This is a genomic window from Calidifontimicrobium sp. SYSU G02091 (genome assembly GCF_022631395.1).
GTDB classification, from domain to species: Bacteria; Pseudomonadota; Gammaproteobacteria; order Burkholderiales; family Burkholderiaceae_C; genus Calidifontimicrobium; species Calidifontimicrobium sediminis.
In genome coordinates this window covers 229,344-247,099 of record NZ_JALBGB010000001.1, presented here as the reverse complement: position 1 = coordinate 247,099, position 17,756 = coordinate 229,344, and the positions used below count along the sequence as shown (strand labels likewise).

Annotated in this window: 15 protein-coding genes; 5 read left to right on the top strand and 10 right to left on the bottom strand. The window is 71.1% G+C overall.

What is annotated here, in order from left to right; translation table 11 throughout:
• Positions 1 to 27: 27 nt before the first annotated feature.
• The gene (zwf, locus tag MOJ79_RS01230; RefSeq protein WP_241922504.1) at positions 28 to 1,485 is read right to left on the bottom strand and encodes a glucose-6-phosphate dehydrogenase; all 1,458 of its coding nucleotides are present in this window, start codon (positions 1,483 to 1,485) and stop codon (positions 28 to 30) included.
• A 140-nt stretch (positions 1,486 to 1,625) separates the two neighbouring features.
• Here zwf and tal point away from each other — a divergent pair, with 140 nt between their 5' ends.
• Together tal and pgi are read left to right on the top strand one after the other, a co-directional pair.
• Positions 1,626 to 2,582, top strand: a complete 957-nt coding sequence (gene tal / locus MOJ79_RS01225; RefSeq protein ID WP_241922503.1) for a transaldolase — start codon at positions 1,626 to 1,628, stop codon at positions 2,580 to 2,582.
• Complete coding sequence (gene pgi / locus MOJ79_RS01220; RefSeq protein WP_241922502.1) at positions 2,579 to 4,177, top strand: glucose-6-phosphate isomerase; 1,599 nt, start codon at positions 2,579 to 2,581, stop codon at positions 4,175 to 4,177. Before tal ends, pgi begins: the two co-directional genes overlap by 4 nt.
• Positions 4,178 to 4,456: 279 nt before the next feature.
• Here the strand turns inward: pgi and pilQ are convergent, their stop codons facing one another.
• From pilQ to MOJ79_RS01195, 5 genes are read right to left on the bottom strand one after another with little or no spacing between them, the layout of a single operon-like run.
• Positions 4,457 to 6,607: a type IV pilus secretin PilQ gene (gene pilQ / locus MOJ79_RS01215; protein ID WP_241922501.1), complete on the bottom strand. Its 2,151-nt coding sequence runs from the start codon at positions 6,605 to 6,607 to the stop codon at positions 4,457 to 4,459.
• A gap of 38 nt (positions 6,608 to 6,645) precedes the next feature.
• The gene (locus MOJ79_RS01210; RefSeq protein ID WP_442863085.1) at positions 6,646 to 7,182 is read right to left on the bottom strand and encodes a pilus assembly protein PilP; all 537 of its coding nucleotides are present in this window, start codon (positions 7,180 to 7,182) and stop codon (positions 6,646 to 6,648) included.
• A gap of 2 nt (positions 7,183 to 7,184) precedes the next feature.
• Positions 7,185 to 7,898: a type 4a pilus biogenesis protein PilO gene (locus MOJ79_RS01205; protein ID WP_241922499.1), complete on the bottom strand. Its 714-nt coding sequence runs from the start codon at positions 7,896 to 7,898 to the stop codon at positions 7,185 to 7,187.
• A 12-nt stretch (positions 7,899 to 7,910) separates the two neighbouring features.
• Complete coding sequence (locus tag MOJ79_RS01200) at positions 7,911 to 8,543, bottom strand: PilN domain-containing protein (protein WP_241922498.1); 633 nt, start codon at positions 8,541 to 8,543, stop codon at positions 7,911 to 7,913.
• Entirely contained in the window at positions 8,540 to 9,619 is a 1,080-nt protein-coding gene (locus tag MOJ79_RS01195) for a type IV pilus assembly protein PilM (RefSeq protein ID WP_241922497.1), read from the bottom strand. The genes MOJ79_RS01200 and MOJ79_RS01195 overlap by 4 nt, the downstream gene beginning before the upstream one ends.
• Before the next feature lie 415 nt (positions 9,620 to 10,034).
• On the opposite strand from MOJ79_RS01195, the gene MOJ79_RS01190 reads away from it, so the two are divergent.
• On the top strand, positions 10,035 to 12,356 hold the full coding sequence (locus tag MOJ79_RS01190; RefSeq protein WP_442863083.1) for a penicillin-binding protein 1A: 2,322 nt from the start codon (positions 10,035 to 10,037) through the stop codon (positions 12,354 to 12,356).
• A gap of 22 nt (positions 12,357 to 12,378) precedes the next feature.
• Here MOJ79_RS01190 and cyaY read toward each other — a convergent pair whose 3' ends face one another.
• A complete protein-coding gene (gene cyaY, locus MOJ79_RS01185) occupies positions 12,379 to 12,729 on the bottom strand; it encodes an iron donor protein CyaY (protein ID WP_241922496.1) in 351 nt (116 codons plus the stop codon).
• A 19-nt stretch (positions 12,730 to 12,748) separates the two neighbouring features.
• On the opposite strand from cyaY, the gene lptM reads away from it, so the two are divergent.
• Together lptM and lysA are read left to right on the top strand one after the other, a co-directional pair.
• Positions 12,749 to 12,913: an LPS translocon maturation chaperone LptM gene (gene lptM / locus MOJ79_RS19140; RefSeq protein WP_442863082.1), complete on the top strand. Its 165-nt coding sequence runs from the start codon at positions 12,749 to 12,751 to the stop codon at positions 12,911 to 12,913.
• Complete coding sequence (gene lysA / locus MOJ79_RS01175; RefSeq protein ID WP_241922495.1) at positions 12,910 to 14,181, top strand: diaminopimelate decarboxylase; 1,272 nt, start codon at positions 12,910 to 12,912, stop codon at positions 14,179 to 14,181. The genes lptM and lysA overlap by 4 nt, the downstream gene beginning before the upstream one ends.
• 567 nt (positions 14,182 to 14,748) lie before the next feature.
• Here the strand turns inward: lysA and MOJ79_RS01170 are convergent.
• The 3 genes from MOJ79_RS01170 to MOJ79_RS01160 form a co-directional block, all read right to left on the bottom strand.
• Positions 14,749 to 15,759, bottom strand: coding sequence for an ABC transporter ATP-binding protein (locus tag MOJ79_RS01170; RefSeq protein WP_241922494.1), 1,011 nt, complete (start codon positions 15,757 to 15,759; stop codon positions 14,749 to 14,751).
• Complete coding sequence (locus MOJ79_RS01165; RefSeq protein ID WP_241922493.1) at positions 15,756 to 16,733, bottom strand: ABC transporter ATP-binding protein; 978 nt, start codon at positions 16,731 to 16,733, stop codon at positions 15,756 to 15,758. Before MOJ79_RS01165 ends, MOJ79_RS01170 begins: the two co-directional genes overlap by 4 nt.
• A 76-nt stretch (positions 16,734 to 16,809) precedes the next feature.
• A complete protein-coding gene (locus tag MOJ79_RS01160) occupies positions 16,810 to 17,721 on the bottom strand; it encodes an ABC transporter permease (RefSeq protein WP_241922492.1) in 912 nt (303 codons plus the stop codon).
• Positions 17,722 to 17,756: the final 35 nt, after the last annotated feature.

Sequence of the window (17,756 nt, the reverse complement as noted above, 5' to 3'; positions counted from 1 at the left end):
CCCCTCGCGGCGGGCAGCGCCCCGGCCTCACGCTTCCTCGTCCCACGTGAAGCCGTCGCGCGCGACAAGCGCGCTCGCGGCCGGCGGCCCCCAGCTGCCGGCGGCGTACGGGCGCGGCGGCGTCGGGTCGCGCGCCCACGCGTCGAGCACCGGCTCGACCCAGCGCCAGGCCTGCTCCTGCTCGTCGCTGCGCACGAACAGGTTCAGCCGCCCGGCGATCGCGTCGAGCAGCAGCCGCTCGTAGGCGCCCACGCGCTGCGTCGGGAACGCCTTGTCGAAGTCGAGGTCGAGCTTGACGGGGCTGAGCACCTCGCCGATCGCACCGCTCGGCGCGTTGCCCTTGGCGGCGAGCAGGTGCAGCTCGAGCCCGTCCTCGGGCTGCAGCTTGATCACGAGCTTGTTCGCGCCGCTGGCGCCGGGGAAGATCGGGTGCGGCACCGGGCGGAAGTTGACGACGATGTGCGCGTCGCGCGCGGCCAGCCGCTTGCCGGTGCGCAGGTAGAACGGCACGCCGGCCCAGCGCCAGTTCTGCACCTCGGTGCGCAGCGCGACGAAGGTCTCGCAGCGGCTGTCGGGCGGCACCTTGACCTCGTCGAGGTAGCCCGGCACCGGCCGTCCGTCGACCGTGCCCGCCTTGTACTGGCCGCGCACGACGTCGCGCGCGACCGACTCGGCGCCGAACGGCCTCAGGCACTTGAGCACCTTGAGCTTCTCGTCGCGGATCGCGTCGGCGTCGCCGCTGGCCGGCGGCTCCATCGCGATCATCGTCAGCAGCTGCAGCGCGTGGTTCTGCACCATGTCGCGCAGTGCGCCGGTGCGGTCGTAGAAGTCGCCGCGCGTGCCCACGCCGATGGCCTCGGCGATCGTGATCTGGATGTTGGCGATGCTCTCGCGCCGCCACAGCGGCTCGAACAGCGCGTTGCCGAAGCGCAGCGCGGTGAGGTTCTGCACCGCCGGCTTGCCGAGGTAGTGGTCGATGCGCAGCGCCTGGCGCTCGTTGAACGACGCGCGCACGACGCGGTTGATCTCCTGCGCACTGGCCAGGTCGTGGCCGAGCGGCTTCTCGAGCACGACGCGCACGTGCGGCCCGTTGAGCCCCACCGCGCCGAGCTGTGCGCAGATCTGCGGGAACAGGTGCGGGCTGGTGGCGAGGAACAGCACGACGGTGTCGGCGCCGCGCGCGTCGAGCCACTGCTTGAGCCCCGCATAGTCCTGCGGCTGCGCGAGGTCCATGCGGCGGTAGTGCAGCCGCTGCGCGAAGCGCGCGAACTCGTCGTCGCTCGGGCGCTTGGCGCTGTCGACCTCGGCGAAGCGCTCGTGGATCAGTGCGCGGTACTCGTCGTCGCTGCGCGCGTCGCGCGCCACCGCGAGGATGCGCCCGCCGGCCGGCAGCGTGCCGTGCCGCCACGCCTGGAACAGCGCCGGCATCAGCTTGCGCCACGTGAGGTCGCCCGTGCCGCCGAACAGGACGAGGTCGAAGGACATCGCAGGTCGCCGCCGCGCGCCCGTGCACGCTGCGGCCGTAACTTTGTTTCACGGATCATGATGCATGGGTTTCCACTGCGGGTCAACGCGCTACCATCGACCCACCGTCACCGGGGCGCGTGCCGGGCGCGCCGTTCGCGATGAACCAGCTCGACCAGCTCAAGCAGTACACCACCGTCGTCGCCGACACCGGCAACTTCCGCCAGCTCGCGCAGTTCGCGCCGCGCGACGCGACGACGAACCCGTCGCTGATCGTCAAGGCCGTGCAGGACCCGGCATACGCGCCGCTGCTCGCGGAGGTCGTCGCGGCGCACCGCGGCAAGCCGCTCGACGCGGTGGTCGACGCGCTGCTCGTGCGCTTCGGCGTCGAGATCCTGAAGGTCGTCCCCGGGCGCGTCAGCACCGAGGTCGACGCGCGGCTGAGCTTCGACACCGCGGCGACGATCGCGCGCGCGCAGCGGCTGATGCGCCTGTACGAGCGCGCCGGCGTCGCGCGCGAGCGCGTGCTGATCAAGATCGCCGCCACGTGGGAAGGCATCCAGGCCGCACGCGCGCTCGAGCACGAGGGCATCCACTGCAACCTGACGCTGCTGTTTTCGCTGCCGCAGGCGGTGGCGTGCGCCGACGCCGGCGTCACGCTGATCTCGCCGTTCGTCGGGCGCATCTACGACTGGCACAAGAAGGCCGCCGGCGCCGCGTGGGACGAAGCGGCGCACGCCGGCGCGAACGACCCCGGCGTGCAGTCGGTGACGCAGATCTGGACCTACTACAAGCACTTCGACATCGCCACCGAGGTGATGGGCGCGAGCTTCCGCAACGTCGGGCAGATCGCCGCGCTGGCCGGCTGCGACCTGCTGACGATCAGCCCCGAGCTGCTCGCGCAGCTGCAGGCCAGCGACGCGCCGCTGCCGCGCCGGCTCGACGTCGACGCGGCGCGCCGCGCGCCGCTGCACGCGCTGACGTTCAACGAGCCGGCGTTGCGCTGGGCGCTCAACGCCGACGCGATGGCGTGCGAGAAGCTCGCCGAGGGCATCCGCCTGTTCGCCGCCGACGCCGAGAAGCTCGACGCGATGATCGAGGCGCAGCGGCGGCCATGACGCGCTGCGACCGCACCACCGCGTGGGCCGCGCTGGCCGGCCACTACGAGGCGCACGGGCGCGACTTCGACCTGCGCGACGCGTTCGCGCGCGACGCGCAGCGCTTCGAGCGCTTCGCGCTGCAGGCGCCCGAGGTCTTCGCCGACCTGTCGAAGAACCGCTGGGACCTGGCCACGCGCACGCTGCTGCTCGAGCTCGCGCGCGAGTGCGGCGTCGCGGCGCGCCGCGACGCGATGTTCGCCGGCGAGCCGATCAACACGACCGAAGGCCGCGCGGTGCTGCACACCGCGCTGCGTGCGCCGAAGGGCGCAGCGAGCCCGTTCAACGCCGAGGTGCACGCCGTGCTCGACGCGATGCTCGCGTTCGCCGACGGCGTGCGCCACCCCGAGCGCGGCATCACCGACGTCGTCAACATCGGCATCGGCGGCAGCGACCTCGGCCCGCAGATGGCGGTGCTGGCGCTCGACGCCTTCGTGCACCCGGACATCCGCTTCCACTTCGTCAGCAACGTCGACGGCCACGACATCGAGCCGGTGCTGCGCCGGCTCGACCCGCGGCACACGCTGTTCGTGATCGCGAGCAAGACGTTCACGACGCAGGAGACGATGGCCAACGCGCACGTCGCGCGCGACTGGTTCCTGTCGCAGCACGGCCAGCACCTCGAGCGGCACTTCGTCGCGACGACGACCAACGTCGACGCTGCCGCGAAGTTCGGCATCGACACGACGTTCGGCTTCTGGGACTGGGTCGGCGGGCGCTACTCGCTGTGGAGCGCGATCGGGCTGCCGCTGGCGATCGCGATCGGCAGCGACGCGTTTCGCGAGCTGCTGGCCGGCGCGCACGCGATGGACCGCCACTTCGCCGAGGCGCCGCCCGAGGTCAACCTGCCGCTGCAGCTCGGGCTGCTCGACGTCTGGTACCGCAACTTCCACCGCTTCGCGAGCCGCTGCGTCGCGCCGTACCACCAGGGCCTGCGGCGCCTGCCGGCCTACCTGCAGCAGCTCGAGATGGAGAGCAACGGCAAGGGCGTCGACCTCGCCGGCGAGCCGCTGCCGTATGCGACGAGCCCGGTCGTGTGGGGCGAGCCGGGCACCAACGGCCAGCACGCGTTCTTCCAGATGCTGCACCAGGGCAGCGACGTGATCCCGGTCGAGTTCGTCCTCGTCAAGACGCCGAACCACGGCCACGGCGACCTGCACCGCAAGCTGCTGGCCAACGGGCTCGCGCAGGCGCAGGCGCTGATGCTCGGCAAGACGGTCGCACAGGCGCTGGCCGAGAAGGCGCCGACCGCATCGCCCGCGCTCGACGCGGCCACCGTCGCACGCCACCGCAGCTTCCCCGGCAACCGGCCGAGCACGACGCTGCTGCTCGACGCGCTGACGCCGCGCTCGCTCGGCGCGCTGATCGCGCTGTACGAGCACCGCGTCTTCACCAGCGGCGCCGTGTGGGGCATCAACAGCTTCGACCAGTGGGGCGTCGAACTCGGCAAGGCGCTGGCCGGCGACTTGCTGCCGCGGCTCGAAGGCCGCGGCGACACCGACGGTCTCGATGGCTCGACGGCCGGTCTGCTGCGCCGCTTGACCGCCTCGTGCTGAGGCGAGCCCGGCGCCGCGCCTGCCGCACGTCAAGCCGCCTCGGTCGAGATCAAGCCTGCGTCCGATACCGAACTGGCGTGGGCGTGACGCGGATGCACCGTACCGGCCACGCATGCGGCGGACACGCCGGCAGCGGCAGCTTGCCGCGTGCATGTCGCTGACCGTCGAGCCGGGCGCAGCCTCATGCGCAGGATGTCGGCGTTGGCGTGAGTGCAAAGCAGGACGGCGCCCTGGAAAGGGCGCCGTCACGCTGAGGGGCTGCGGTCGAACAGCGCGGCGTCAGCGCGCCGCAGTGCGCTCCGTGACCACCTTCGGCGTCAGGAACACCAGCAGCTCGGTCTTCTTCGTCGTGCGTGCCGTGTTCTTGAACAGGTTGCCCAGCACCGGCACGTCGCCCAGCACCGGCACCTTGTTGACGTCGGTGCGGTCTTCCTGCGTGAAGATGCCACCGATCACGACAGTGCCGCCGTTCTCGACCAGCACCTGCGTGCGCACACGCTTGGTGTTGATCGCAGGCCCGGCGTTGGTCAGCGCGCCGCGGCTGTCCTTGCTGACGTTGACGTCGAGGATCACGTTGCCCTCGGGCGTGATCTGCGGCGTCACCTCAAGGCGCAGGCTCGCCTTCTTGAACTCCACGGCCGTCGCGCCCGAGCTGGTCGCGTTCTGGTACGGAATCTCCTCGCCCTGCTCGATCTCGGCCTTGACCTGGTCGGCCGTGATCACGCGCGGGCTCGAGACGATCTTGCCCTTGCCGTCGGCTTCGAGCGCCGACAGCTCGAGGTTCAGGAAGCGGTTCATCGACGCACTGAACAGCGACAGCGCGAACGTCGCGGGCGCCGCGGTGCCCAGATTGGGCGCAGGCAGGTTGACGAACTGCGTGTTGTTGAACGGCACCTGCGGGCTTTGCAGCGTCTGGTAGCCGATCGCGCTGTAGTTGCCGCCGGGCATGATGTAGTTGCCGCCACCGAGGTTGGCGCCCGGGATGCCGCCCTTCAGGCCGGTGAGGTCGCTGAAGCCGAGCTTGACGCCGAGCGAGCGGCCGAACGAGTCCTCGGCCTCGACGATGCGCGCCTCGATCTGCACCTGGCGCACCGGGATGTCGATCTTGGCGATCAGCGCCTGGATCTCCTCGAGCTTGCTCGGGATGTCGGTGACGAACAGCTGGTTCGTGCGCGTCTCGAAGATCACACTGCCGCGCGGACTGAGGATGCGCGCCGGGTTGTTGGCCGCGCTGCCGCTGGCGCTGCCCCCCATCGACTGCCCCGTCAACCCCTTGGCGACCTCCTCGGCCTTGGTGTAGTTGAGCTGGAACGACTGCGTGCGCACCGGCTCCAGGTCGGCGACCTTGCGCCGCGCCTCGAGCTCGACCTGCTCTTTGGCCAGCAGCTCTTCCTTCGGCGCGATCCAGATCACATTGCCCGACTTGCGCAGCCCCAGGCCCTTGGCCTGCAGGATGATGTCGAGCGCCTGGTCCCACGGCACGTCCTTCAGCCGCAGCGTGACGTTGCCGGTGACGGTGTCGCTGGTGACGACGTTGAAGTTGGTGAAGTCGGCGATGACCTGCAGCAGCGCGCGCACTTCGATGTTCTGGAAGTTCAGGCTCAGCTTCTCGCCGGTGTAGCCGGGGCCCTGCACCAGCTTGTTCGGGTCGATCGCCATCGGCCGCACTTCGAGCACGAACTGGCGGTCGCTCTGGTAGGCGCTGTGCTCCCACGCGCCGCGCGGCTGCACGACCATGCGCACGCGGTCGCCGTCCTGCGTCGTCGTGATCAGGTTGACCGGCGTGCCGAAGTCGGTCACGTCGAGGCGGCGGCGCAGGCGGTCGGGCACCGTCGTGCGCGGGAACTCGACGACCAGGTTCTGGCCCTGCTGACGGATGTCGACGCCGACCTGCGTGCTCGGCAGCTCGACGATGACACGGCCGGCGCCGTCGGCGCCGCGGCGGAAGTCGATGTCGCCGATCGCCTGCACTTCGGTGTTCTGCGCCGGCGCGAACGACGGGGCAGCCGGTGCGGTGCCGGTGGCGGCGACGGTGGGCGACGGCGCGCCGCTGTCGACGACGAGCAGCAGCGCCTTGCCGTCGAGCTGGGCGCGGTAGTTGGCCGCCTGGCGCAGGTTGAGCACCAGTCGCGTGCGGTCTTCGCCCTGCGCGATGTGGACCGAGCGCAGGTTGCCCTGGTTGATCTCGACGCTGGGGCGTCCCATCGCGCTGCGCACGCCGGGCAGGTCGATCGCGATGCGCGGCGGCGCTTGGATCGCGAAGCCCGCGGGCACCGCCGCCAGCGGCTCGCTCAGCTCGATGCGCACGACGTCGGCGCCGGCCTGCTGGCTGCTGCTGATCGACTGGATCAGGCTCTGCGCCCACGCGCCCAGCGGGGTCCCGGCCACCAGCGCGATCGCCGCGCCCCAGGCTCGCCAATTGATCGACATGCGGTTCTCCAGCATGGTTGTCACTCCGTGCGCCGTGTTCAGCGGCGCCCCTCCTGCAGTTGCAGTGCCATCGGACGCTCGATCCACTCGCCGGCGGCGTCCTGCACGATCTCGCGCAGCCTGATCTCGGTCTCGCTGATCGCCGTGATGCGGCCGAAGTTCTGGCCGATGTAGTCGCCCACGCCGACCTGGTACAGCAGGTTGTTGACCTTGAGCAGCGCGTGCGGGCGACCGCCCTTGCTGACGCTGCCGACCATCGTCATGCTGTCGAGTGGGAAGTCCTCGAGCGGCTCCTTGCGCCGGTTCAGCTCGGCCGCCAGCACCGAGCTCGGCTGGCGCGCCTCCTGGCGCAGCGCCACCGTCAGCTTCTGACTGCTGAACGGCTCGACGACGTCGAGGCCCGAGTAAGGCTCGGGCTCGAACTTCTTCGGCGGCTGCAGCGGGGTCACGTTCGGCTTCACCTCGCGGCGCTGCTGCGCCATCCACTGGCTCAGCTCTTCCTGCTCGCCGCTGCAGCCGGCCAGCGCGCCGAGCATGCCGGCCAGCGCGAGCCACAGGCAATGTCGGTGCGCCATCTTCATTTCGTCGCTCCGGACTTCTTCTTGGCGGCCTCGGCGGCGGCCTTGCGCTGCTCGGCGACTTCGGCCGCGTCGAGGTAGCGGTAGGTGCGCGCCGTGGCTTCCATCGCCAGCAGGCCGCTGCCGGCCTGCGCGTCGCGGCCCGACGGCGCCGTCAGCACCAGGTTGTGCAGCGTGACGATGCGCGACAGGTTCGCCACGTCGGCGGTGAAGGCGCCGATGTCGTGGTAGCGGCCGCTGACCTTGATCGAGATCGGCAGTTCGGCGTAGTACTCCTTGACCGCGACCTGGCCCGGGCGGAACAGCTCGAACTGCAACCCGCGGCCAAGCCCGGCCTGGTTGATGTCCGACAGCAGCGCATCCATCTCGGCCTTGCCGGGCAGCTGTTTCTCGAGCTGCGTCACGTACTCCTCGACCTGCAGCTTCTGCTTGCGCAGTTCCTCGAGGTTGACCGCCTGCGTCAGCTTGCTGCGGTAGTCCTGCTTGAGTGCCGGCTCGCGGTCACGCTCGGCCTGCAGCGTGTCGGTGGCGTCGGAGATCACCAGGAACCAGCCGGCGACGACGACCAGCACCGCGACGACGGCGTAGGCAGTGATCTTGGGCAGCGGCGGCCACTGCCCGGGTTTGTTCATGTCCAGGCCGCGGAACTGCGCCGCCGCCTCTTGGAACGCGCGCCCGAGGTCGAGGCCGGGCTTGTTCGCCTTGGTCACCATGGTGGGCCGTCCTCAGGGCTTTTGCGCGACGCGCGCGGGGGCCGCGGCAGGGGCCTCGGCCGGCGGCTGCACCTGCTTGAGCGACACGCGCAGCGAGAAGTCGTACAGGCGGCGCTGCTGATCGCGCGCAGCCTCGCGGGCATTGGACGACTGCGTGCCGGCGATCTTGATCTCGACGAGCTCCGGACGCTCGAGCCACGGCGAGTTGTACTGCGTGTTGCGCAGGAACTCCGAGACGCGCTCGTTGGTCTGCGCCACGCCGGTGATCGTCACGACGTTGTCGCTCTGGCGGATCGCCGTCAGGTAGACACCCTCGGGCGTCTGCTTGGCGATCTCGTTGAGCAGGTGCACCGGCACATTGCGGTTGGTCTGCAGGTCCTCGACCGCCTTCTGCCGCGCCTTCAGCGCCTCGATCTCGGCGCGCAGGTTCGCGATGTCCTTGATCTGGGCCTCGAGCTTGCGGATCTCGCTGGTCAGGAACGCATTGCGGTCCTGCTGCACCGACGTCAGCTGCTGCAGCAGCACCCACCACGTGCCGGCGATGGCCAGGCCCGCGATGGCGGAGACGACGAGACCGGCGTAGAACGCCTGCTGGCGCCGACGGCGCTTCTCTTCCCGGTGGGGAAGCAGGTTGATCAGGATCACTGCACGAACCTCCGCATCGCCAGACCGCAGGCAGTCAGGTACGACGGCGCCTCGCGACGCACGCGGCTCTCGCGCACCGCCGAGCCGAGCTTCATGTGCTCGAAGGGGTTGACGACCTGCGCCGCGAAGCCGGTCAGATCGGTCACACGCTCCTTGAGCCCCGGCAGCGTCGCCGTGCCGCCGCCGAGCATGATGTAGTGCACCTTGTGGTGCGGCGTGCTGGTGAAGAAGTACTGCAGCGCGCGCCCGATCTCCTGCGACAGCGTGTCGACGAAGGGCACGAGCACGGTCGACTCGTAGTCGTCCGGCAGGTCGCCCGAGAGCTTCTTGGCCTCGGCCTCCTCGAACGACAGGCCGTACTGGCGCGAAATCAGGTGCGTCAGCTGCGATCCGCCGAACGCCTGGTCGCGGTCGTACAGCAGCTCGTCGTCGCGCAGCACCTTCAGGCTCGTCGTGTCGGCACCGATCTCGAACAGCGCGACCAGCGCGTCCTTGCCGCCGCCGGGCAGCTGCGCGACGAGCCGGCTCATCGCCAGCCGTGATGCATGCGACTCGATGTCGAGGATGACCGGCTTCAGGCCCGCGGCCTCGGCGAGCCCCTGGCGGTCCTGGACCTTGTCCTTGCGCGACGCGGCGATCAGCACCTCGACGTCGCCGACCGAGGTCGTGCTCGGCCCGATGACGCAGAAGTCGAGGCTGACCTCGTCGAGCGAGAACGGGATGTACTGGTTGGCCTCGGACTCGACCTGCAGCTCGAGCTCTTCCTCGCGCAGGCCTGCCGGCAGGATGATTTTCTTCGTGATGACGGCCGACTGCGGCATCGCGAGCACGGCCTGGCGCGTCTTCGTGCCGCTCTTGCTGACGACGCGCTTGACGGCCTCGGCGACCTCGTCGAACTTCTCGATCTGACCGTCGACGATCCAGCCCTTCTCGAACGGCTCCGACGCGAATCGCTCGAGCACGTACTCGCCATCGGGGCCGCGATTGAGCTCGACGAGCTTCGCGCTCGACGAGCTGATGTCCAGCCCGAACATCGCCGGGTGCTTGCGCCCGAGCAGCGCATCGACAAAGCTCACGACCGACTCTCCCAACGATGGACCACGCGGCGAGCCGCCGCAGACCCGTTATCGGCACCGAAGCGCGGCCCCTGGAGCCACCGTCGCTGGGCCAACTGTCTTAATAAGTTACTTCCATGCTAGCAGCAAAGCCCGTGTGCGAAGGGGGAAAAGACGGGCACCTGGCGCCCATCTCGTTGCACCCCGCCGACGCCTGCCGGCCGCGCTGCGTGCGTGTGACAGCATCGGCCATCGCGGCCTTGGCGGCACGGCGGCGTTCGCGGCACACTTCACGCGGCCGCGGGTTTCCTGGCCCCGATTCCTATAATCGGCGGTCCGTTGCGGCACCGTGATGGCGCCTCGGCGCCACGCGCGGCGGTGACGGCCCGGACGGCACACCGCCGGCTGCGCCCGCCCGCCCCTTACGTCTCGTTTCGTGCCCAACATCGCCGTTTCGAAGTCCTGGCTGCTCAAGGCCCTGGCGTGGGCCGTCGGCGGCGCCGTCGCGGCGGTGCTGTCGGCCGGTGCGCTGGTGGCGATCGCGCTGGCGTTCGCGTACCCGAACCTGCCGCCGATCGACAGCCTGACGGACTACCGCCCCAAGCTGCCGCTGCGCGTGTTCTCCTCGGACGGCATGCTGCTGGCCGAATTCGGCGAGGAGCGGCGCACCTTCACGCCGATCGCGCAGATCCCCCTCGTGATGCGCCACGCGGTGCTCGCCGTCGAGGACGCGCGCTTCTACGAGCACGAGGGCGTCGACATCCTGGGCATCGTGCGCGCCGGCCTGGCCAACGTCGGCGAGGCCAAGAGCCAGGGCGGCTCGACGATCACGATGCAAGTCGCGCGCAACTTCTACCTGTCGTCGGAGAAGACGTTCACGCGCAAGATCTACGAGATCCTGCTGGCCCTGAAGATCGAGACGCAGCTCTCGAAGGACCAGATCCTCGAGGTCTACATGAACCAGATCTTCCTCGGCCAGCGCGCCTACGGCTTCGCCGCCGCGGCGCAGACCTATTTCGGCAAGCCGCTGGCCGAGCTGACCACTGCCGAGGCGGCGCTGCTCGCCGGCCTGCCGAAGGCGCCGTCGGCGTACAACCCCTTCGTCAACCCGCAGCGCGCGCTGCAGCGCCAGCGCTACATCCTCGACCGCATGCTCGAGGTCGGTTTCATCGACGAGGCCGAGCACGCCAGGGCGCGGGCACAGGAACTGCGCTACCGCCGCCCGTCGGAGGTGCGCGTGCACGCCGAGCACGCGGCCGAGACGGCGCGCCAGCTCGTGTTCGCCCAGTACGGCGAGGAGGCCTACACGCGCGGCCTCAACGTGACGCTGACGATCGACACCGGCGACCAGAACGCGGCGTTCCGCGCGCTGCGCGACGGGCTGATGGCGTTCGAGCGCCGCCAGCACTTCCGCGGGCCCGAGGCCTACGTCGACCTGCCCACCGACCCGGCTGCGCTCGACCTGCGCATCGCCGAGGCACTGGCCGACCACCCGGACAACGACGAGCTGCGCGCCGTCGTCGTGCTCGAGGCGTCGCCGCAGCGCGTCGTCGCGGCGCTGCAGTCGGGCGAGACGATCACCGTCACCGGTGCGGGGCTCAAGCCGGTCGAATCGGGTCTGTCGGCCAAGGCGCCGCCGAACAAGCAGATCCGCCGCGGCGCCGTCGTGCGTGCCACCAAGCTCGCCAACGGCACGTGGACGCTGACGCAGATGCCCGAGGTCGAAGCCGCGTTCGTCGCGCTCGAGCCGAAGACGGGGCACGTGCGCGCGATGGTCGGCGGCTTCGACTTCCGCAAGAGCGCGTTCAACCGCGTCACGCAGGGCTGGCGCCAGCCGGGATCGAGCTTCAAGCCGTTCATCTACTCGGCCGCGCTCGAGTACGGCGTGACCCCCACCACCGTCGTCAACGATGCACCGCTGTTCTTCGACGCCACCGCCACCGGCAGTCAGCCGTGGGAGCCGAAGAACTACGACGGCAAGTTCGAGGGCCCGATGTCGCTGCGCACGGCGCTCGCGAAGTCGAAGAACATGGTCTCGATCCGGCTGCTGCAGGCGATCGGGCCGCAGACGGCGCAGGACTGGATCGTGCGCTTCGGCTTCGACCGTGACAAGCACCCGCCGTACCTGACGATGGCGCTGGGCGCCGGCAGCGTGACGCCGCTGCAGATGGCCACCGCCTACGCCGTGTTCGCCAACGGCGGCTACCGCGTGCCGCCGACGCTGATCGAGCGCATCACCGACTCGCGCGGACGCGTGCTGTTCGAGGCCGAACCACCCGTGCTCGACCCGAGCACGCGCGTGATCGACGAGCGCAACGCGTTCGTGATGACGAGCCTGCTGCAGGAAGTCACGCGCAGCGGCACCGCCGCGCGCGCACAAGCCACGCTCAAGCGCCCCGACCTGTACGGCAAGACGGGCACGACGAACGACTCGATGGATGCCTGGTTCGCCGGCTGGCAGGCCAACCTCGTCGCCGTGGCCTGGGTCGGCTACGACACGCCGCGCAAGCTCGGCGACCGCGAAACCGGCGGCGGACTGGCGCTGCCGATCTGGATCGACTACATGGCCTACGCCCTCAAGGGCGTGCCGGTGCAGGAGCCCACGCCACCCGAGGGCGTCGTGCAAAGCGGCGGCGACTGGGCCTATGCCGAGTACGCCGACGGCGCCGGCATCCGTGCCATCGGACTCGAAGACGCGCTGCCGCCGACACCCACAGAAGACGAGCGGCGTGGCATCCTCGACCTGTTCCGGCGCTGAGCCGGCCGGCGAGGAGCGGCCGTCAGGGCACGACGCGCAGCGGCCGGCCCGCGTACTCGCTCGCGCAGTCCGACAGCACCGCGAAGAACTCGCGCCCCTCGCGGTCGATCCACGCGCCGCCGGCGTGGTGGAAGTGGTAGCCCTGGCGCGCGGCGAGCCAGATCTCGTGCAGCGGCGGCTGCGTGTTGATCACGATCTTGCGCCCGCCCGGGAACACGAGCTCGAGCAGGCCGCCGGTGCGCTGCGTGTCGACGTCGATCACGTCGTCCTGCAGCCAGCGGTCGGCCGCCGTCTCGACGGTGGCCAGCACCGCGGCACTCAGTCGGTCGTACTCGCTGTCGGTCAGCGGCGTGGCGGCAGGGACGGAAGCCATGGTCGATAGAATCCGCGCGATGAACGAAACCCGTCGGCGCAGTGTATCGGCGGCGCCGATGCCCCTGCGGCCGACGGCGCTGATCGCGCTGATCGCCGCCGCCGCGGCGCTCTCCGGCTGCGGCCAGAAGGGCGACCTGTACCTGCCCCCGCCCGACAAGGCCGCCTCGGCCCCCGCACGATGACGCTGCCCGGCGCGCCCTGGCTGCACCGCCGCGGCCGTTCGCTGTGGCTCGACGGCGTCGAGCTCGACGCGCTGGCGCGCACCCACGGCACGCCGCTGTACGTCTATGCGAAGCGCGCGATCGTCGCCGCCGCCGAGGCCTACCGCCGTGCCCTCGCGGGCCGCGCGCACCTGCTGTGCTACGCGATGAAGGCCAACTCGAACCTGGCCGTGCTGCACACGCTGGCGCGCGCAGGCTGCGGGTTCGACATCGTCTCGGTGGGCGAGCTCGAGCGCGTGCTGGCCGCCGGCGGCGACGCGGGCCAGGTCGTGTTCTCGGGCGTCGGCAAGACACGCGCCGAGATGGCACGCGCGCTCGAGGCGGGCGTGCGCTGCTTTAACGTCGAGAGCCGCCCCGAGCTCGAGCGCCTCGACGAGGTCGCGCGCGCGCACGGCGTGCGCGCGCCGGTGAGCCTGCGCGTGAACCCCGACGTCGACGCGAAGACGCACCCGTACATCTCGACCGGGCTGCGCGACAACAAGTTCGGCATCGCGCACGACGAGGCACTGGCCGCGTACCGCGACGCGGCCGCACGGGCGGGCCTGCAGGTGGTCGGCATCGACTGCCACATCGGCTCGCAGATCACCGAGGTCGCCCCGTATCTCGATGCGCTCGACCGCGTGCTCGACCTGGTCGAGGCCGTCGAGGCCGAGGGCATCGCGCTGCACCACCTCGATCTCGGCGGCGGCCTGGGCATCACCTACACCGACGAGAGCCCGCCCACACCCGACGCGCTGGTGCGCGCGCTGCTCGCGCGGCTGGACGCGCGCGGCCACGCGCAGCGCGAGCTGCTGCTCGAGCCGGGCCGCTCGCTGGTCGGCAACGCCGGCGTGCTGCTGACCGAGGTGCAGTACCTCAAGCCCGGCGCGCACAAGAACTTCTGCATCGTCGACGCGGCGATGAACGACCTCGTGCGCCCGGCGATGTACGAGGCCTGGATGGCGATCGTGCCCTGCGTCGAGCGCGACGCCGCGCCGCGGACCTGGGACGTCGTCGGCCCGGTGTGCGAGTCGGGCGACTGGCTTGGCCGCGACCGCGCGCTCGCGGTCGAGGCCGGCGACGTGCTCGCCGTGCTGTCGGCCGGCGCCTACGGCATGGCGATGGCGAGCAACTACAACAGCCGCCCGCGCGCCGCCGAGGTGATGATCGACGGCGACCGCGCCTTCGTCGTGCGCGAGCGCGAGACGGTGCGTGCGCTGTTCGCCGGCGAGCACCTGCTGCCCGACTGATTCGGCCTGGCTCACGATCGCATCGAGCTGCCGGCCGATAACGCGGCAGGTTGCGGTCCTTTGCCCGTGCGGCCGGCCTGCACAGGTCGTGGCGGCAGGGCGACGGCGGCACCTGCGTTCTCCGGCCCACCTCGCGCGGACAGGTCGCGGCATGCGATGGTCGGCACGGTCGACCCCCGACCGTGCCGTGCTCGGGCTGGCGCGGGCGCGAATGGGGCCTGCGCCCGCAGGTACCCCCATCGCCCTGCGCTCCACTGTGGTCAGCCTGCACGCGCGCGCAGTGCGCCATCGTTGGGACGGCGCGCGGCGCGGGTGTGCGGGCGCAGGCCCCATTCGCGCCCGCCGCCCAGCGTGGCAGGGCAGTCACGGGACGGACGGCACGACGGCGCGCAGTGCGCCGACGCTGCCGCGCGAGGTGGGCCGCAGAACGCATGCCCGCGCCGCGCGCCGCGCGCCCACCTGCGCAGCCCACCCGATGGGAGCGACCGCCACGGGTCGCTCCCCCCCCGTCAAACCCTGACGGGCTGGGCCCCGCGACGGCCAGCCGGCGCAGGCCGAAGCCCGGCGTCAGATCCGCCCTTCCTCGACGGCGTGGCAAGCCACCTGCACGCCCTTGAACGTCGTCAGCGCCGGGCGCTCGCGGCGGCAGCGCGCGTCGGCGTGCGGACAGCGCGGGTGGAAGGCGCAGCCGCCGGGCGGGTTCAGCGGGTTGGGCACCTCGCCTTGCACCGGCGTGCGCGCGCGGCCCGTCATGTGGATGTCGGGGATCGCGTCGAGCAGCATGCGCGTGTACGGGTGGCGCGGCGCGGCGAACAGCTCGCGCTTGGGTGCCAGCTCGACGAGCCGCCCGAGGTACATCACGCCGACCTCGTCGGCCACGTGACGCACGACCGCCAGGTTGTGCGAGATGAACAGGTAGGTCAGCTGCCGCTCGCGCTGCAGGTCCTTCATGATGTTGAGGACCTGCGCCTGCACCGACACGTCGAGTGCCGAGGTCGGCTCGTCGCAGACGAGGAACTCGGGTCCGGTGGCCAGCGCGCGCGCGATCGAGACGCGCTGGCGCTGCCCGCCCGAGAACTGGTGCGGGAACTTCTCGCAGTCGGCCGCGGCCAGCCCGACCGACTGCAGCAGATCGACGACGCGCTCGCGCACCGCCGCGTCCCCGCGCACGAGCGCGTGCTCGCGCAGCGGCTCGGCGACGATGTCGAGCACCTTCCAGCGCGGGTTCAGGCTCGCGTACGGGTCCTGGAAGATCATCTGCATGCGCCGGCGCAGCGCACGCAGCGCCGCGCCGTCGAGCGACGCGGTGTCGGCGCCGTCAAAGTGCACGCTGCCGCGCGTGGGCGCATACAGCCCCACCAGCAGCCGCGCGACGGTGCTCTTGCCGCAGCCCGACTCGCCCACCAGCGCCAGCGTGCGGCCGCGCGCGATCGCGAAGCTCACGCCGTCGACGGCGTGCACGAACTGGCGCGGCTTGCGCTCGACGACGCGGTTGAGCCAAGGAGCCGAGACGTCGAACACCTTGGCCAGGTCGCGCACCTCGACGAGCGTGCGGGTGTCTTGGGCCACGGCGCTCACGCCCCTGCTCCCGGCACGTGCAGCCAGCACGCCGCGCGCGTCGCGCCGGCCGGCATCAGCTCGGGGCGCTCGCGGCGGCAGCGCTCGAACGCCTTCGGGCAGCGCGGGTTGAACGCGCAGCCCGCGGGGATCGCGTTCAGCCGCGGCATCGCGCCGTCGATCTGCGCGAGCCGCTCGCGCTCGTCGTCCATCGCCGGGATCGAGCCCATCAGGCCCTCGGTGTACGGGTGGTTCGGGCGGTGGATCACGTCGTGCACCGGGCCGATCTCGACGATGCGCCCGGCGTACATCACCGCGACACGGTCGCAGGTCTCGGCGATCACGCCCATGTCGTGCGTGACCAGCATCACCGCCGCGCCGTGCTCGCGGCACAGGCGCTTGAGCAGCGCGATGATCTGCGCCTGGATCGACACGTCGAGCGCCGTCGTCGGCTCGTCGGCGACGATCAGCCGCGGCTCGGCCGCGAGCGCGAGCGCGATGACGACGCGCTGGCGCATGCCGCCCGAGAACTGGTGCGGGTAGTGGTCGATGCGCTGCTCGGCGGCCGGGATGCCGGTCTCCTGCAGCAGCCGGATCGCGCGCTGCCGCGCCTCGGCCGCCGACACCGGCAGGTGCGTGCGGATCGTCTCGACGAGCTGGCGGCCCACCGTGTACAGCGGGTTCAGCGACGTCAGCGGGTCCTGGAAGATGGCGCCGATCCTGCGCCCGCGGATCGCGCGCATCTGCTCGTGCGGCAGGTCGTCGATGCGCTGCCCCTCGAGGCGGATCTCGCCGCCGGCGATGCGCCCCGGCGGCTCGAGCAGGCCGATGATCGCGGCGCCGGTCAGGCTCTTGCCCGCCCCCGACTCGCCGACGACGCCGAGGATCTCGCCCGGCGCGATCGTGAACGAGATGTCGTCGAGCGCGAGCAGCGTGCCGCGGCGCGTCGGGAACTCGACGCGCAGGTGGCGCACCTCGAGCAGCGGCGGCTTCATCGGCACCCGCCACACCGCCGCGCGGGCGCCGCGGCCCGCCGGAGCGACACCGAACGAAGGAAGGCCGCCACCACGTTCACCGCAGCCGGGGGTTCAGCGCGTCGCGCAGCCAGTCGCCGAGCAGGTTGACCGACAGCGCGATCAGCACCAGCACGGCGCCCGGGAAGACGGTGATCCACCACTCGCCCGAGAACAGGAAGTCGTTGCCGACGCGGATCAGCGTGCCCAGCGACGGCTGCGTCGGCGGCACGCCGACGCCGAGGAACGACAGCGTGGCCTCGATGATGATCGCCGAGGCGACCTGGATCGTCGCCAGCACCAGCACCGGGCCCATCACGTTGGGCAGCACGTGCCTGAGCATGATGCGCGCGGGCGCCACGCCGATCACGCGGGCGGCCTGCACGTACTCCTTGTGCCGCTCGACCAGCGTCGAGCCGCGCACGGTGCGCGCGTACTGCACCCAGCCCGACAGCGAGATCGCGAGGATCAGCACCGCGAAGGCCAGCGTCTCGTGCGCGTCGGGGAACATCGCGCGGCCGACGCCGTCGATCAGCAGCGCGATCAGGATCGCCGGGAACGACAGCATCACGTCGCACACGCGCATGATGAAAGCGTCGGTCTTGCCGCCGACGAAGCCCGACAGCAGCCCGAGCGACACACCGATCACGACCGACAGCACGACCGACGCGAGCCCGACGAGCAGCGAGATGCGCGCGCCGTACATCAGCGCCGACAGGATGTCGCGCCCCTGGTCGTCGGTGCCGAGCAGGTACTTGGCGCGGCCCTCGTCCATCCACGCCGGCGGCAGCCGCGAGTCGGCGAGCTCGAGCGACGCGAGGTCGAACGGGTTGTGCGGTGCGACGACCTCGGCGAACAGCGCGCAAAACACGCAGACGAACGCGATCGCCGCGGCGGCGATCGCCACCGGCGAGGTGCGGAAGCTGTACCAGACGTCGCCGTCGAAGAAGCGGCGCAGCGCGGCTTGCATGGGAGCGGGACTTCACACGAGCGGGCCGCCCGCCG

Bases quoted from the DNA above. Each gene is read 5' to 3' on its own strand.
- MOJ79_RS01160 (WP_241922492.1), bottom strand. From the start codon at position 17,721: ATGCAAGCCGCGCTGCGCCGCTTCTTCGACGGCGACGTCTGGTACAGC.
- MOJ79_RS01165 (WP_241922493.1), bottom strand. From the start codon at position 16,733: ATGAAGCCGCCGCTGCTCGAGGTGCGCCACCTGCGCGTCGAGTTCCCG.
- tal (WP_241922503.1), top strand. From the start codon at position 1,626: ATGAACCAGCTCGACCAGCTCAAGCAGTACACCACCGTCGTCGCCGAC.
- MOJ79_RS01210 (WP_442863085.1), bottom strand. From the start codon at position 7,182: ATGGCGCACCGACATTGCCTGTGGCTCGCGCTGGCCGGCATGCTCGGC.
- cyaY (WP_241922496.1), bottom strand. From the start codon at position 12,729: ATGGCTTCCGTCCCTGCCGCCACGCCGCTGACCGACAGCGAGTACGAC.
- lysA (WP_241922495.1), top strand. From the start codon at position 12,910: ATGACGCTGCCCGGCGCGCCCTGGCTGCACCGCCGCGGCCGTTCGCTG.
- pilQ (WP_241922501.1), bottom strand. From the start codon at position 6,607: ATGTCGATCAATTGGCGAGCCTGGGGCGCGGCGATCGCGCTGGTGGCC.
- MOJ79_RS01205 (WP_241922499.1), bottom strand. From the start codon at position 7,898: ATGGTGACCAAGGCGAACAAGCCCGGCCTCGACCTCGGGCGCGCGTTC.
- pgi (WP_241922502.1), top strand. From the start codon at position 2,579: ATGACGCGCTGCGACCGCACCACCGCGTGGGCCGCGCTGGCCGGCCAC.
- lptM (WP_442863082.1), top strand. From the start codon at position 12,749: ATGAACGAAACCCGTCGGCGCAGTGTATCGGCGGCGCCGATGCCCCTG.
- zwf (WP_241922504.1), bottom strand. From the start codon at position 1,485: ATGTCCTTCGACCTCGTCCTGTTCGGCGGCACGGGCGACCTCACGTGG.